Genomic DNA, 15,335 nt, shown 5'->3' on the forward strand with positions numbered 1-15,335 from the left:
TTTTTATCACCTCATCATTTTCTGTAAAACATCCAGAAGTTCGTCTACTGTCTCATCCTTGCCTGCCCTGATATCATCCGTAACGCAGGTTTTTATATGGTTAGATAAAAGAACTTTTGCAAAACTGTTAAGAGCCTTATTTGCAGCAGCAACCTGAGTAAGGATATCTGTACAGTAAGAATCATTTTCTACCATTCCTTCTATACCTCTTATCTGGCCTTCAATTCTTTTAAGCCTGTTGATAAGGTCTTTATATTCTTTTTCTTCCCTGACCTTTGTTTTTCCTGATGTTTCAGAGCAACATTTTGGACAAGCCATAGTAATCTCCTATTTACGATAATATTTTACAAAATCTATTTGTTAAAAATATAATATACCCCCGAGGGGTATATTGCAAGTGTTTTTTTCTTGGATTATTAATGAGCTGTGATCACCTGTAATGGCAAAAAGGATAGGCTCGTATTTACAAGCCTATCCTTGATATGTCATTAATTATTAAATTATTACTACAGATCTTTTATCCTCTGATTCTTCTATAAAGCTCAGCATCGGCATTCTGCTTATAAGGATTAACATAGAAAATACCCACAAGTCCTATAGTACACAGTGATAAAATATACCATCCAATATATGAAAGATCATATACAAAGCATGCCCACTTCTGTCCTTTCATCATAGCTCTTGATTTTTTCAGAGCATCAATAGCAGAAATTGTTGGATCCTCAGCAAGGATATATGGCACCATCCTGTATGAATACATAAGGATAAATCCCGGGATCAGTAAGCAGATACATCCAAGTCCGATCACAATATCTCTGATAAAAAGACCTAAAACTGTATTAATGTAATTGTTTTTGAATGCATGCAATAATTCAGGGAAATCAGCATCAGTTTCCTGATTAACGAGGAAAAATCTGTTACATCCAACTTCCAATGGATTGAAAACAAAAAGGTCAATCAGTTTCAAAATGATCAATATTGTACCAACAATGCCAAGAGCAACAAGAAGTATTACCATAAATGATGGATCACTTGCAGCCTCTTCGGAGAAAGAACTTGAAAGCTGCTCCTGATTGTTCTTAAATGTAGCTGAAGTTGATGTAAAAAATAGTGTATAAATAAATGCAACTATTACAGACTTCCAATAATTCCTCTTAAAACTAGCTTTACCATTTTCCTTAACTTCACTTCTGTTCCACATAATAACTCCTCCATAAAAAAATGTTGTTTGATAATAATGATTATAAATTCCTTTAATATGCATAAAAAGATAAACAATTGCAAATTAAAGTGTTCTATTACTTTATTATACGAATATTTTGAAATTAAATTACACCAAATAATAAATTTTATACATTTTTTAGATTATTTTATATCTCATTTTGGTAACATGACCCTGTTGTTTATTAAATACAATTTCTGTATACATTTTTTCATGGAGGAAAAATATGCTAAACAATGTGTTTATGAAAGTATTCTCATGTGCAATAGCTATGACAGTTGCTATCTCAATACCAGCAATTACTGTTCTTGCAGAAGACACAACAAACGAAAATGAAACCAATGCAACTGTTGAAATTGAAACATCATTCGATGGTTCATTAGATGTGGAAGGTGCCGGAAACTATTCCTATAACCACGATTTAAATTATGAGGCTTCAAATTCCGGATATGCTATTGAAGTTACAGGAAGTTCAACTAGTTCATCAACTGGATTTAAAGATGCGAACAACAGCGATCTGACATTGACAGTTAATGGCGATGTCAATGCAACACAAGGTAATGAACAAGCAAACACCTCTATTGCATATGTAAATGATGGAACTCTTAATATAAATGGCAATGCTACATCTGAGGGTGAGGGCTTAAACGCATATGGCGGTGATATTAATATTAAAGGTGATCTCACAATTGGTTCTGATGATACTAATAACACAGCGATAATATCAAATAATAATAGTAATATTAACATCACAGGTGATGTAACAAAAAACGGTTCTGGTGTATATGCCATTAGTCAAAGCTCAGGTAACACCAATATTGGCGGAGATGTTAATGTAGTTGATGGCAGAGCTATTCTGGTTTCAGATAGTGGTGAAATAAATGTTGCAGGAAGTGTTATAGCAAATGATACTGCTCTTATGGTAACAGGCGGATCAACTGCTACAGTAGGAAAAAACGTAGTTTCACTTTCAGGTATTTATAATCCTGCTGTACAAGTAGATTCTTCTAGCAATTTAATCATTGGTGGTGATCTTAATGCTAATTACAGACCTCTCTGGATAATGATAACTGAAGGCGGAAATGGAACTATTGATATAAAAGGTACTATAAACGGAAATACAGGTATTCAGTTAAGACAGGATCTTTACGGCTTAAATAACGGAATGTACGATCGGGAAGCACTTACAGATGAGGATAAACAGAATCTGATAGCCTTCCTTCCGAGAGTAAATGTATATGCAATTAACTCAAATGGAGAATTACTTGTGCCTTCAGAATCTGTCAGCAAAGATGTCTATGAAGTATTTTATAATAATATCAATTACTATATAAAAGCTGGTGAAAATGTAACTATCAATAATGAAAACAAGCAGACCATGAGAACTATTGACACATTGAATGTATCTGTTCCTGACGGATATACTCTACAGGTCAGTGATACTATGAGTTTTACCCAGCTTGAAGATGGAACTTATGCTGTAAAGCTCAATTCATATCGCGGTAACATTGATATCAAGGCAATAATCAAAGCTATCAGCCAGGCAACAGGTATTGCTGAAGAAGATATAAAGGTTGTAAATGAAAACAATGAAACAAATAATACTCCTGCCCCATCATCAGGCATGGGAATATCTGTTTCTACACCTAGTACTAATCATGATGCATTTGCACCAGTAATAGAAGGTGGTGCTACACCATCAAAGGCTGTTAAATTTGATTTTAGAAACGGTATAACAAACGAAGCCTACAAGGCTGCAGTAATTGAGAGTTTCAAATCCACTCCAGCAGGAACAACTCTCAGAATTGAGTCAAATACTACAAGCGTTTTTGATAAAAAGATGATAGAAGCACTTGCAGCTAACCCTACAATTGATGTTGAAGTACTCTTCACTTATGCAGGAAAGAAAATGCGTGTTGTAATCCCTGCAGGATACGATGTCAACAGTCTTCTTGATTCAAATGGATACTGCGGATATCTTCGTCTTGCATCCATCCTTGGATCACAGATAATCGATATTTAAATAGTTAAAAAGATATTAAATTATACTTAAAATCAGTTTTTTTCATCAAAAAACCTTTATAATTGATTGTAAAGATATTGACATAATATCAATCATATTATTAAGGAGGTAATGATGAGCAGAGTATCAGAAGTAAAAGCATTGCAGGATCAGAGAATCAAAGAGATGAAGGAACGCTTCAAAAAAGAAGAAGTATCAGATTCTAAAAGATTGGAGCTAATGGTACAGAATATGACTCAGACTCTTAATGATATCTCTTTTACTCTTGCGATGATTGCCGATAAAAAATAAAAAATTCTAATAAAAAGGGAAGCGCCAATCAAGGCTCTTCCCTTTTTTATAAAATTGTTGCCCAATCAAAAAATTCTCACTTTGTATATGCGTAAGTGATTGGCAGCGTCCGCCACCATTGACTGAACCTGAGGAAAACGCCTTAGTCTGCGAGCCGACGGTGAGGATGATGGGAACAGTAGATTCTATCTCACCGTCGGATTCAGTATTGTAGCGTTTTCCTCAGAACCCGTCAATGGCAAGCACCTTCGTTGTGGCTGGGTACAAGCGCCTCAGGCTCTGACTCCGAGAACAGTAGATGTTGATACTTCTAGAACTTATAATGCTTTATTCCCTCGGCTCCCAATGCTATGAGAGCGAGCTGCTGTTTTGGGCATATAGCTCGTTTTCAATAGCTCAGCCACCTGCAATTAAATCGGTTTTGGGCTCATAGCCTGATTTCAGGCTTGCAGCCACCCCTCATCATGGATTTCATCGCAGGCGATTGGGCATATACGGTAATAATCCGGCCGCAGCCACCTTTTTACGGGTGGCCCGAGGCTTGAAATCGGCCTATATGCCCAGTTCAACTTTCATGAGGGGTGGCTGGCAACGCAAAAAAGCTCTATAAGGACAAATAAGTAAAAATCAGAGGTGGCTGGAAGCTTTCCAAAGCGCTATATGCCCAAAACAATTTTCTATTCGTTGGCGATTCAAATTGGATAAACATGGATTAGCTTGGATGTAGGATAAGAACGATAGATTTGAAACATTTATCCCACTTTATCCAAGCCTATTTTCTAAACTGTGGGATAAAACCTGAAATTCTATCGTAGTTATCCCACAATTTCGGCCTTCTGAACACTGCGATTGACCGAGTAGGATAAGTGTGAAAAAAACAATTGATTTATCCCACAATCCTCAGCCAGAGCCTTGAGAATTATGGGATAAAAAGCGCTAAAGTCAAGCTTTTATCCTACTCATGAGCAGATTCACTATCAGGATGGTTAAATCTATAGGATAAAAAACGTATTACATAAACACTTATCCTACATCTTCTCCTAGCTCTGGATTGTCACAGTGAAATGGATAAAGCGCTTAAATAATGCGCTTTTTTTGTCTATGGATTTGGCATCCGTTATTCAATATTCATTCCATAAAATCAAAAACATGACCTAAGTAAAATAAATATACTGATTAGGTCATGAATTCTGTAATAACAAAGCAATATCATGACAAAAATCATGACCTAGACAAATGAAAAATGCTGTTTAGGTCATGAATTCTGTAATAACAAGGCAATATCATGACAAAAAACATGACCTAAGCAAGTGAAAAATGCTAATTAGGTCATGTTTTTTGTAATAGCACGTTATCCGTGCAGGTTATAATAAATAAATTGTCACAGTAAAATTGAGAATATAGCCCTACACATCCTTGAAAGTAGCCGCCCCTACTGTTCTCGGAATTGGATCCTGAGGCATCTTCCCCCAGCCACACCGAAGGTGCTTGCTATTGACGGGGGCTGAGGAAAACGCTACAATGCTGGTTCCGACGGTGCATGAATCTAACTACTGTTCCCATCATCCTCACCGTCGGCTCGAAGACCAAAGCGTTTTCCTCAGGTTCAGTCAATGGTGGCGTACGAGGCCAATTCATTTGCTTTTATAAAAAAGAGTATTTTGCAAAGAAATAATTGCATGCAAAATACTCTTTTCTTAATCAGGTCTACATATTTATCAATAAAAGCAAAAAAAGTTTGATTATTCAATTCTATAAGTATGATCATCCCTGATTTTGTTTTTCTACAAGGTGATCACCACAGTACTTCTGTCTTAATTTTGGTTTATCGATCTTGCCTGTGGCATTTCTGATAACTTTATCAAATATGATCTTTCTTGGCCTTTTATATCTTGGAAGGTCAACACAGAAAGCATCTACATCATCCTCTGTGAGAGTCATTCCCTCTTTTACCTGGATAATTGCGGCAGCAATTTCACCAAGACGCTGATCAGGAAGACCTATAACAGCTGCATCATGGATCTTGTCATTTTTCATGAGGAAGCTCTCAATCTGTACAGGATACAGATTCTCACCGCCTGAAATAATAACGTCTTTTTTACGGTCAACGAGGAATATAAAGCCGTCCTCGTCCTGACGGGCCATATCACCTGTAAAGAGCCATCCGTTTTTAAGAATCTCAGCTGTTGCTTCAGGATTCTTGTAATAGCAGACCATAACGCCGGGGCCTTTGACACAAAGCTCTCCGATCTCGCCCTGCTTAACAGGATTTCCTTCTTCATCTACTATCTTGGTCTTCCAGCCATAACCTGGAACACCTATGGCGCCTACCTTATGTACATTTTCCATTCCAAGATGAACGCAGCCAGGGCCTGTTGATTCAGAAAGGCCATAGTTAGTGTCATACTTATGATGAGGAAAATACTGAAGCCAATGACGGACAAGGCTTGGTGGAATCGGCTGAGCACCTATGTGCATCAGACGCCACTGACTTAATTTGTAATCTTCCATCTTGAGCTTTCCGCTATCGAGTGCAGCAAGAATATCCTGCGCCCACGGAACAAGGAGCCATACAATTGTGCAGTGTTCTTCAGATACTGCTCTAAATACTGCTTCCGGTGAATTTCCCTTTAAAAGAACTGCTCTGCTTCCTGTATATAGTGAACCAAACCAATGCATTTTTGCACCTGTATGGTAAAGAGGCGGAATGCAGAGGAAATTGTCCTCGTGTGTTGTCTCGTGATGGATTGCTTCCATTTTTGCAGACTGCATAAGTGCAGTGTGGATATGCAAAATAGCCTTAGGAAATCCGGTAGTTCCTGATGAAAAATAGATTGCTGCATCATCCTTATCTTCAATAAGGACTCTTGGCGCTGTTGAAGATGAGTTTGAAACCTGCTTGTAATAGTCCTCAGCATAGGATGGACACTGATCTCCAACATAGTAAAGAAGCATCTCCTTCTTTAATTTTTCAGCAATATCCTCGATTCTTCCGATGAACTCAGGTCCGTAGAAAAGGACATCAGAATCAGAAGCCTTAAGGCAATAATCAATTTCTTCAGAAGTAAATCTGAAATTAAGCGGAACAGCTACAGCTCCGCATTTTAATATTCCAAAATAAATAGGCAGCCATTCTAGACAGTTCATAAGCAATATAGCGCACTTCTGTCCTTTTTTGATACCCCTTTCCATGAGCATATTGGCTACTCTGTTAGCTTTTTCATCAAATACAGACCATGTGATCTGTCTTCTGTAATAGGAAGTGCTTGTGGGCTGAATAAGTTCATATTCCTTCCATGTCACTCTCTGCTCTTCCTTTATCTCAGGATTTATCTCTACAAGAGCAACCTCTTCCCCATAAAGTTTGCTGTTTCTTTCTAGTAAATCTGTAATCGGCATATTGTAATCCCCTTCTTGTACGCTTTAAAGCGCTAAAGTATATTATAAAGACATTTAATAAAAAGGTCAATACAGGTAATGCCCTATTATTTAGTAATTTAAAGCATATTTAATTCTTGATTTTATATTTTATTTTTATTATTCTAGTGTATATGCACTTTATCACTTTAAATCAAAACAATGTCTGTTTTATATAATTGTGCGTAATTTTCAAGAAGGTAGGAGGATTATAAATGAGCAAAGACAATGGCAAACAGCTCATGCTTGGCAACAAGGCTGTTGCCCGGGGATTATATGAAGCCGGAGTATGCTTCATTTCAAGTTATCCTGGTACTCCAAGTACAGAGGTAACTGAAGAAGCAGCAAAATATGATGATATTTACTGTGAATGGGCACCTAATGAAAAGGTGGCTATGGAATCTGCTTTTGGAGCATCACTTGCAGGAAAAAGAGCTTTCTGCGCTCAGAAGCACGTTGGTCTTAATGTGGCTGCAGATCCACTTTACACCATGTCCTATACAGGAGTTAATGCAGGTCTCGTGATCGTAGTTGCTGATGACGCAGGAATGCACTCATCACAGAATGAGCAGGATTCAAGGCACCACGCTATCGCTGCCAAGGTTCCTATGATTGAGCCTTCTGATTCAGGTGAAGCCCTCGAATACACAAAGCTTGCCTATGAAATTTCTGAAAAATTTGACACTCCTGTTCTTTTAAAGATGTGCACAAGGGTTGCACACTCTCAGTCTCTCGTAAGTACAGGTGAAAGAACTGTTCCCGATAAGCCATACGAAAAAAATATCGCAAAATACGTAATGATGCCAGGCAATGCCAAAAAGCGTCATCCTATCGTCGAGCAGAGAACAAAAGACCTTATTTCTTATGCTGAAGACTGTCCTCTTAACAGAGTTGAAATGGGTGATACAAAAACAGGTATCATTACCTGTTCAACTTCTTACCAGTATGTAAAAGAAGTTTTTGGTGACTCCGTAAGTGTACTTAAGCTTGGTATGACCAATCCTCTTCCTGAGAAGCTTATCAGGGACTTTGCTTCAAGGGTTGATAAGCTCTTTGTTGTAGAAGAACTTGATCCTATCATTGAAAATCATGTAAAAGCTCTTGGAATTGAAGTCACAGGAAAAGACCTTCTTCCAATCGTTGATGAGTTTTCACAAAATCTAATTGCTCAGAAATTCGGAAAAGATGTCGAGAGCTCTTTTGCCCTTGACGCAGAGATTCCTAATCGTCCACCTGTTATGTGTGCAGGCTGCCCACACAGAGGACTTTTCTATACTCTAAAAAAGAATAACTGCACTGTTTTAGGCGATATTGGATGCTATACACTGGGCGCAGTTCCACCACTTGGTGCTATCGAAATGACTCTCTGTATGGGAGCTTCAATTGGCGCACTCCATGGTTTTAACAAAGTAAGAGGTGCCGAAAGTGAGCACAAAACTGTTGCTGTTATCGGCGATTCTACATTTATGCATTCAGGAATGACAGGTCTTGCCAACGTTGCATATAACCAGTCAAACTCAACTATCATTATTGTTGACAATTCAATCACCGGAATGACAGGTCACCAACAGAATCCAACAACCGGCTACAACATAAAGGGTGATCCGGCAGGAAAGATCGATCTTGAAGCCCTTTGCAGAGCTATGGGCTTTGAGAGAGTTCGCGTAGTTGATCCTTATAATCTTGATGAATGCGATAAAGTCCTCAAGGAAGAGCTCAGCGCAGACGCTCCTTCTGTGATAATCTCAAGGCGCCCTTGTGCACTGTTAAAATACGTAAAACACAATCCTCCTCTTAGCGTTGATAAGAATAAATGCGTAGGCTGTAAATCCTGTATGAGAATTGGATGCCCTGCAATTTCCATGAAAGATGGACAGGCCAGAATTGATACAACACTGTGCGTAGGCTGCAACGTATGTAGCCAGCTCTGTCCGGTTGGAGCCTTTAATGCTCCGGAAAAGGAGGCTTGAAACAATGGAAACTAAGAATATTATGATCGTTGGTGTAGGCGGACAGGGTTCACTTCTTGCCAGCAAACTTTTAGGACATCTTTTAATGGCTCAGGGATATGATGTAAAAGTTTCTGAAGTACATGGTATGAGCCAGCGAGGAGGAAGCGTTGTAACCTATGTAAGATACGGCGATAAAGTCTTCTCTCCTGTCATCGATAAAGGTCAGGCTGATTACATTGTTTCCTTTGAAGCTTTAGAAGCTGCAAGATGGCTTCCATACCTAAAAAAGGATGGACAGATCGTCACAAACACTCAGCAGATAGATCCTATGCCGGTAATTACAGGAGCAGCTGAATATCCTGACAATATTATCGATAAGATCAAAGCTACAGGAGCAAAGGTTGATGCTCTGGACTGCCTTACTCTTGCAGAACAGGCCGGTTCATCAAAAGCTGTAAATATAGTATTACTTGGAAGACTCTCACACTACTTTGATCTTCCTGAAGATGAATGGATGAAGAGCCTTGAAGCCAATGTACCTGCCAAATTCCTCGACATGAATAAAAAAGCCTTCGAGCTTGGCAAAAACTTCGCATAAAAAGAATTGTTTTTGGGGAGAAAAAGATATGGAGCAATATTTTCAGAAAGAAATTGAAACAGCACCTTATGAAGAAATAAAAAAGATTCAGAGCGAAAAGCTTGTACAGCAGGTAAAAAGAGTTTGGGATAATGTCCCTTACTACAGGAAAAAGATGGAGGAAAAAGGCGTTACTCCCGATGATATTAAGTCCGTAGATGACCTTCACAAGCTCCCATTTTTATCAAAAAAGGATCTTAGAGACGCCTATCCCACAGGCCTTCTTGGTGCTCCAATGAAGGACTGCGTAAGAATCCACTCAACTTCCGGAACAACAGGAAAAAGAGTTGTCGCTTTCTATACACAGCATGACATTGATCTTTGGGAAGACTGCTGCGCAAGAGCTATCATGGCTGCCGGCGGAACTGATGAAGATGTCTGCCAGATTGCATATGGCTTTGGACTTTTTACAGGCGGCGCCGGCCTTAATGGCGGTTCTCATAAAGTTGGTTGCCTTACAGTTCCTATAAGCTCCGGTAACACTGACAGACAGATGATGTTTATAAATGACCTAAAGGCCACTATCCTTTGCTGCACACCAAGTTATGCCGCGTACCTCTCAGAGCGTTTCAAAGAAGAAGGCTACAAGCCTGAAGATATTCCTCTTAAGGCAGGAATCTTTGGCGCAGAAGCCTGGAGCGAAGAAATGCGTCAGGAAATAGAATCCACTTTAGGAATCAAAGCCTACGATATTTATGGTCTTACAGAGCTTTCCGGTCCCGGAGTTGCCTTTGAATGCTGTGAGCAAAATGGTATGCACATAAATGAGGATCACTTCATAGCAGAGATCATCGATCCTGATACTGAAGAAGTACTTCCTGAAGGCTCACAGGGCGAGCTGGTATTTACAGCTGTAGATAAAGAAGCCTTCCCAATGCTCCGCTATCGCACAAGAGATATCTGCAAACTCACACGAGGCAAGTGTTCCTGCGGAAGAACATTCATCAAAATGGCTAAACCAATGGGTCGTTCAGATGACATGCTCATTGTAAGAGGCGTAAATGTATTCCCGAGCCAGATCGAAACAGTTCTTTTGAACAATGGATATGCTGCAAACTACCAGATAGTTGTTGACAGAGCCAACAACACCGACTCTCTTGATGTTCAGGTAGAAATGACACCTGAGATGTTCACAGATAATGTCGGTGAGATCGAGGAACGTCAGAAAAAGCTTGCTACAGATATGTACTCAATGCTTGGAATCAAGGTAAAGATCTCTCTCCTTGCACCAAAGTCAATCGCAAGAAGCGAAGGAAAAGCTGTAAGAGTTATCGATAAGAGAAAAATCTAAGTTTTATTGATATTTTTTGCAGTAATTATTCAAAAATTATTCTATACTAGAAATATAGGAGGATTCTATCATGAGTATAAAACAGATATCAGTTTTCCTTGAAAATAAACCCGGCACACTAAAAAAACTTACAAGCGTCATGGCTAAAAACAAAATAGATATGCGTGCCACTTCCCTTGCCGAGACCAAGGATTTTGGAATTGCCCGCATCATCGTTGACGACGCTTTAGAAGCTGTAAATACCTTAAAAGAAAATGACTTCGTAGCAAGTCTTACATCAGTTCTGGCAGTAGAGATTCCTGATGAGGCAGGCGGACTCGATAAGCTTTTGGAAGTTTTCGCTGATGCAGAAGTCAACATCGAGTACATGTACGCTTTTCCCGGAAGAGGCTCTTCCAACCACGCTTACATGATCTTCAGAGTTGCTGATACAAAAGCTGCTGAGGCAAAGCTCACAGGAAAGGGCTTAAAACTCCTTTCACAGGAAGATATTGCAAACATCTAAAAAATTACAACCTCTGACCATTTGGCCAGAGGTTTATTTATTTTTGTTATTTTGCAAATACTACTTTATTTCTTCCGTTTTCTTTTGCATTGTATAAAGCCTCGTCAGCTCTTTTTACAAAGGTTTCTATTGTATCTTCAGGCCTTATCATTGTCACTCCTATGCTCACAGTAAGATGCTGAACTGTGACAAAGTAGGTATCGTCAATTGTCTGCCTTATCCTTTCAGCAAACTCTAAAGCCTTTTCAACATCTGAATTTGGGAAAAGATATAAAAACTCCTCTCCGCCCCATCTGCCAAATACATGGTTATCTTCAATAAAGTCTTTGACAATATTTACGATACTCTTAAGGACCACATCACCTACATCGTGACCATAGGTGTCATTGACGTGTTTAAAATGATCAATATCAAAGAAAAGTAGTGAATATGAGCTTCCATTTTGCGCAAGAGTTATGGCTTCGTTTATGCTCCTTTCAAGCTCCCACCTGTTATAGATCTTTGTGAGCTGGTCTGTATAGGCAACCTTTCCAAGCTGTTTATTGAGCTCATCAAGATCCTTTGAGGTACTTTCAAGGAAAGTAAGAATCCTTTCAAAAAACGGAACTTCACGCTTTTCATCTTCATCCTGCTCAATTAAGAATCCACAGCTACCGTGAACAAAAAGATCTTTTGAATACTTATTCTCCGTTAAGCCAACAATGACTAAGGCGCTGTTTAGATCGCACATACCACAATTGGGCAAAGCAAATAGCTCTGAGTAGCCGGTTGTGCTTGAGCACTCAGGAAAGAATGAGTGAAAGACGTCTCTCTCTTCACTATAATATTCCCTAAGAAACCTTTGCCTGTTACCACATTCAAAAAAGTAAAGGGCCTGTGGCTGAAGCCACGAAATTGCATTTATTCCGATTTTTGTCTTATTGAGAACCTGCTGCGGAAATGAGTAAGAGAGCCTAAAATGCTCGCCCTGAAAAACATCAGAATTAAAAATAATAGCTCCGTCCTCGTTATAACCACTCGGAACCCTTGCCACGAAGTTATTATTTCTTTTTAGGACAAAAGGAAATTCGCATACATTCTGGACAAAAAACTCATTTGGAGTGATCTTTAAATATTTTTTATAAACCTCAATAGCAGGAGCACCATCTACTTCAGTTACGATCCTGTCTCCTTCAACCCCTGTTATTACCATCTCTTTTCCAATCTCAGCCCAGTCGAGATTGTTATCCATGTAAAGAGATAAAGAATCACTTTGAAAAATAACCGACACTATAGCATTATCAAAGCATTTACTGCCATAGACATGTGCGGTATTAAGCGCACGAATATTTCTTCCTGCTTTAGCGCCAAACACAGGAAGATTTTGATGGCTAAATTCCTTAGAGAAAACAGAAATAGACGAACTTGGAGAAACGTAAAATATCTGCATACATTTTACGTCTCTAAGACCGTCTATTTTTTCATTCATTATTCTTCCGGCTACAAACATCGATACTTCATTTAGATCATATTCGTAGCGGTATATCTTTGTTTTGAAAAAATAAGATACTGAAAGCTGTATTGGTGAGTCTTTCAGATCATACTTCTCCTCAGCTATACTTGCACATGTCATACCGGTAAGCACAGCCTTTGGACAGATTTCATTAATACGGCTGACAAGATATTCCTCATCTATGTCCAGCCTTGGATTATACAGCTGCATCAGAATGCCTGATGCAAAATAATAATCCTCTGAAGAATTGATCTCATTTAAAACATTATCCAAAGTACCAAAATCTAAAATGCGATATGTTCTTTGCCTCATATATTAAGCCCTATATGATAATCTTTTGTCCAAATTACACATCTATTTTATCATTTTAGCATTTATAAAATCAATTCCATCTGATACTCTTTTACCTTCATGCCAAGGCTGTTATAAAAAGCAATTGCTGAGTCATTACCCTCCCATACATTGAGAGTAACCTCATAGCATCCAAGCTTTTTAGCCTCTTCTTTTACATAATCAAAGAGCTTTCTTCCTATATGCTCACCCCTCTTTGATTCGTCAACACACAGATCATCTATGAAAAGAATCTTTATAGGAGCCATAAAGTCCGCCTTGGGAATATCCCTAAGTACACAGAAACAATAGCCCATACATTCATCATTTTCATCTGTGTAGACATAAACAGGCTTATTATCATCAGCTAATATTTCTTTTAACTCCGTGGTTGAATATTTAGTCTTTTCTGAAACAAAAATGTCAGGTCTTATCTTTGCATGTATCTCAAGAACTTGATTAAGTAATGTGATCATGCGGGGAATATCTGTTTCTTTTGCTCTTCTGATCATAAAAAAGTTAATCTCCTAAATAAGTTTTAAGCTATGTTTTCTTCGTCAGAAAGTGATGTACTCTGATGAACCATAACTTCCTTATTGTAGCACGCAAAGGCGCTATCAACCAAGGCTTTATCAGGCTTTTTAGTAAATACAGAAACCAAAGGAACAATAACAAGTCCTGCAATCATGCAAAAAGCTCCGGCATTTATAGGAGACTGTAAGAGTTTTGGAAAACTTGGTCTTACAAGCATATTTGCAAGCATTACTACCGTCGAAAAGATAAAGCTGCACCATACTCCGGCTTTAGAAGTTCCCTTCCAGTAAAGTCCATATAAGAAAGGTGCAAGAAAGGCTCCGGCAAGAGCTCCCCATGAAACTCCCATAAGCTGAGCAATAAAAGTCACATTTTGTTTGTACTGAACAATTGCTATAACAACTGAAACAGCTACAAACACAACGATAAGACATCTCATTATGAGAATCTGCTTCTTTTCATCCATCTTTTTGATAACATGGCCCTTTAAAAGGTCAAGAGTAAGCGTTGAACTACTTGTAAGAACAAGTGATGAAAGTGTGGACATAGAAGCTGATAAAACAAGCACCACAACAACTGCAATAAGAATATCAGGAAGCCCTGATAACATTGCAGGTACAACGCTGTCATATCCATTTGCAGCAATATCTATTCTGTCTGAAAAAAGTCTTCCGAAGCCGCCAAGGAAATAGCATCCGCCGGCAACTACGAAGGCAAAGAAGGTAGAAACCAAGGTTCCCTTAGAGATTGCTCTCTCACTTTTTATGGCATAGAATTTTTGCACCATCTGTGGAAGTCCCCAGGTTCCAAGGGATGTTAATATTACAACGCCTAGAAGGTTTAAAGGATCTGGTCCAAAGAAAGAAGCAAAAATACCTGGAGTTGTACTTACCGTCTCATCAGAAATTCTTGCAAGTCCGTCAAGTGATGCAAGAAATCCTCCCTGACTGTTAAGTACAGAAATAACTACTGCTGATATACCAAAGAGCATAATTATTCCCTGAATAAAATCGTTGATGGCTGTTGCCATATAACCACCCGCAATTACATATATTCCCGTAAGAACTGCCATGACTATAACGCAAACAGAATAGTCAATATTAAATGCCATTCCAAAGAGTCTTGAAAGACCGTTGTATAAAGAAGCTGTATATGGGATAAGGAAAATAAAAGTAATCACAGATGCGGCAATTTTAAGCGATGAGCCTCCAAATCTGGATGCAAAGAACTGCGGCATTGTAGCAGAATTAAGATGCTGTGTCATGATCCTTGTTCTTCTGCCAAGAATTGTCCATGCCATAAGTGATCCGATAAAAGCATTTCCAATTCCTACCCAGGTAGCAGCTATTCCATATTTCCAGCCAAACTGTCCTGCATAGCCAACAAAGATTACAGCAGAAAAGTAACTTGTTCCATAGGCAAACGCAGAAACCCAGGGGCCAACAGACCTTCCGCCGAGAACAAAACCATTAACATCTGTCGAGTTCTTTCTGCAGGTAAAACCAATAAACAGCATCACCGCAAAAAATACAACAAGCAACAACACTTTAATAATCATACAAACCTCCCAAGCAATATTTTGATGTGTTCTTTTAATACTTTAACGCTTTAAATCGTACAAGTCAATAAATATAATAAAAG

Annotated in this window: 12 protein-coding genes; 6 read left to right on the top strand and 6 right to left on the bottom strand. The window is 38.7% G+C overall.

Annotated elements, in window-relative coordinates; genetic code table 11:
* Positions 1-6: 6 nt before the first annotated feature.
* Together C4S54_RS01695 and C4S54_RS01700 are read right to left on the bottom strand one after the other, a co-directional pair.
* Positions 7-318: a metal-sensing transcriptional repressor gene (locus tag C4S54_RS01695; RefSeq protein ID WP_022774497.1), complete on the bottom strand. Its 312-nt coding sequence runs from the start codon at positions 316-318 to the stop codon at positions 7-9.
* Positions 319-517: 199 nt separating this feature from the next.
* A complete protein-coding gene (locus C4S54_RS01700) occupies positions 518-1,201 on the bottom strand; it encodes a DUF975 family protein (RefSeq protein WP_160110648.1) in 684 nt (227 codons plus the stop codon).
* Between the two features lie 247 nt (positions 1,202-1,448).
* Between C4S54_RS01700 and C4S54_RS01705 the strand changes: the two genes are divergently transcribed.
* Both C4S54_RS01705 and C4S54_RS15890 read left to right on the top strand, forming a co-directional pair.
* Positions 1,449-3,245, top strand: a complete 1,797-nt coding sequence (locus tag C4S54_RS01705; protein ID WP_103867973.1) for a hypothetical protein — start codon at positions 1,449-1,451, stop codon at positions 3,243-3,245.
* 114 nt (positions 3,246-3,359) lie between these two features.
* Positions 3,360-3,536 carry a hypothetical protein gene (locus C4S54_RS15890; RefSeq protein ID WP_160110649.1) on the top strand — a complete coding sequence of 59 codons (177 nt, stop codon included), beginning with the start codon at positions 3,360-3,362 and terminating at the stop codon, positions 3,534-3,536.
* 1,764 nt (positions 3,537-5,300) lie between these two features.
* Here C4S54_RS15890 and C4S54_RS01710 read toward each other — a convergent pair.
* Positions 5,301-6,935: a class I adenylate-forming enzyme family protein gene (locus tag C4S54_RS01710; protein WP_103867974.1), complete on the bottom strand. Its 1,635-nt coding sequence runs from the start codon at positions 6,933-6,935 to the stop codon at positions 5,301-5,303.
* Positions 6,936-7,168: 233 nt separating this feature from the next.
* Here C4S54_RS01710 and iorA point away from each other — a divergent pair, with 233 nt between their 5' ends.
* From iorA to C4S54_RS01730, 4 genes are all read left to right on the top strand, one after another.
* Positions 7,169-8,923 (top strand): indolepyruvate ferredoxin oxidoreductase subunit alpha, encoded by a 1,755-nt coding sequence (iorA, locus tag C4S54_RS01715; RefSeq protein WP_103867975.1) that lies wholly within the window; start codon positions 7,169-7,171, stop codon positions 8,921-8,923.
* Between the two features lie 4 nt (positions 8,924-8,927).
* Positions 8,928-9,503, top strand: coding sequence for an indolepyruvate oxidoreductase subunit beta (locus C4S54_RS01720; protein WP_103867976.1), 576 nt, complete (start codon positions 8,928-8,930; stop codon positions 9,501-9,503).
* A gap of 28 nt (positions 9,504-9,531) precedes the next feature.
* Complete coding sequence (locus C4S54_RS01725) at positions 9,532-10,833, top strand: phenylacetate--CoA ligase family protein (protein ID WP_103867977.1); 1,302 nt, start codon at positions 9,532-9,534, stop codon at positions 10,831-10,833.
* A gap of 70 nt (positions 10,834-10,903) precedes the next feature.
* The gene (locus C4S54_RS01730) at positions 10,904-11,338 is read left to right on the top strand and encodes an acetolactate synthase (RefSeq protein WP_022774507.1); all 435 of its coding nucleotides are present in this window, start codon (positions 10,904-10,906) and stop codon (positions 11,336-11,338) included.
* A 46-nt stretch (positions 11,339-11,384) separates the two neighbouring features.
* Here C4S54_RS01730 and C4S54_RS01735 read toward each other — a convergent pair whose 3' ends face one another.
* The 3 genes from C4S54_RS01735 to C4S54_RS01745 all read right to left on the bottom strand — a co-directional run bounded on the left by C4S54_RS01735 (position 11,385) and on the right by C4S54_RS01745 (position 15,252).
* Entirely contained in the window at positions 11,385-13,142 is a 1,758-nt protein-coding gene (locus C4S54_RS01735; RefSeq protein ID WP_103867978.1) for a diguanylate cyclase, read from the bottom strand.
* A 62-nt stretch (positions 13,143-13,204) separates the two neighbouring features.
* Positions 13,205-13,672 carry a GNAT family N-acetyltransferase gene (locus tag C4S54_RS01740; RefSeq protein ID WP_103867979.1) on the bottom strand — a complete coding sequence of 156 codons (468 nt, stop codon included), beginning with the start codon at positions 13,670-13,672 and terminating at the stop codon, positions 13,205-13,207.
* Positions 13,673-13,698: 26 nt separating this feature from the next.
* On the bottom strand, positions 13,699-15,252 hold the full coding sequence (locus tag C4S54_RS01745) for a sodium:solute symporter family protein (RefSeq protein ID WP_103867980.1): 1,554 nt from the start codon (positions 15,250-15,252) through the stop codon (positions 13,699-13,701).
* Positions 15,253-15,335: the final 83 nt, after the last annotated feature.

This window comes from Butyrivibrio sp. Su6, assembly GCF_900108105.1.
Lineage (GTDB): Bacteria > Bacillota > Clostridia > Lachnospirales > Lachnospiraceae > Butyrivibrio.